The organism is Vibrio sp. TH_r3 (genome assembly GCF_033101115.1).
Classification (GTDB): domain Bacteria; phylum Pseudomonadota; class Gammaproteobacteria; order Enterobacterales; family Vibrionaceae; genus Vibrio.
Genome location: NZ_JAWMPW010000061.1, coordinates 1 through 1,062, shown reverse-complemented (window position 1 = coordinate 1,062; position 1,062 = coordinate 1). Strand labels below are relative to the sequence as shown.

The following is a 1,062-nucleotide window of genomic DNA, read 5'->3' as shown; positions in this document are numbered from 1 at the left end:
TTATTCGAAGATTTTAGCAACAACACCAGCACCAACTGTACGGCCACCTTCACGGATCGCGAAGCGTAGACCTTCATCCATTGCGATTGGAGCAATTAGCTCAACCGTCATTTGGATGTTGTCACCTGGCATTACCATCTCTACGCCTTCTGGTAGAGTGATGTCGCCTGTTACGTCTGTTGTACGGAAGTAGAACTGTGGACGGTAACCTTTGAAGAATGGAGTATGACGGCCACCTTCATCTTTAGACAATACATACACTTCTGACTCGAACTTCGTGTGAGGAGTGATTGAACCTGGAGCTGCTAATACTTGACCGCGCTCTACGTCTTCACGCTTAGTACCACGTAGTAGTGCACCAACGTTTTCACCCGCACGACCTTCGTCTAGAAGTTTACGGAACATTTCTACACCAGTACATGTTGTAGTCGTTGTATCTTTGATACCTACGATAGCAACTTCGTCACCTACGTTTAGGATACCACGTTCGATACGACCTGTTACCACTGTACCACGACCTTGAATTGAGAATACATCTTCAATTGGTAGTAGGAATGGTTGGTCTACTGCACGCTCTGGCTCAGGGATATATGAGTCTAGTGCTTCAGCTAGTTCAACAATCTTATCTTCCCACTCTTTCTCACCGTTAAGTGCACCTAGAGCAGACCCTTGGATTACTGGAAGATCATCACCTGGGAATTCGTATTCAGAAAGAAGTTCACGAACTTCCATCTCTACTAATTCTAGTAGTTCTTCATCATCAACCATGTCACATTTGTTCATGAATACGATGATGTAAGGGATACCAACCTGACGACCAAGTAGGATGTGCTCACGAGTTTGTGGCATAGGGCCATCAGTCGCAGCCACTACCAGGATACCGCCGTCCATTTGCGCAGCACCAGTGATCATGTTTTTAACATAATCGGCGTGTCCTGGGCAGTCTACGTGTGCGTAGTGACGTGATGGAGTATCGTACTCAACGTGAGACGTTGCGATTGTGATACCGCGCTCACGCTCTTCTGGAGCGTTATCGATTGATGCGAAGTCTTTTGCTTCACC

At 46.6% G+C, this 1,062-nt stretch carries 1 protein-coding gene; it reads right to left on the bottom strand.

Translation table 11 applies throughout. From position 1 onward, the window contains the following. The coding region (gene tuf, locus R3X26_RS18740) for an elongation factor Tu (protein WP_317718838.1) at window positions 1-1,062 on the bottom strand (1,062 nt) is incomplete at its 5' end.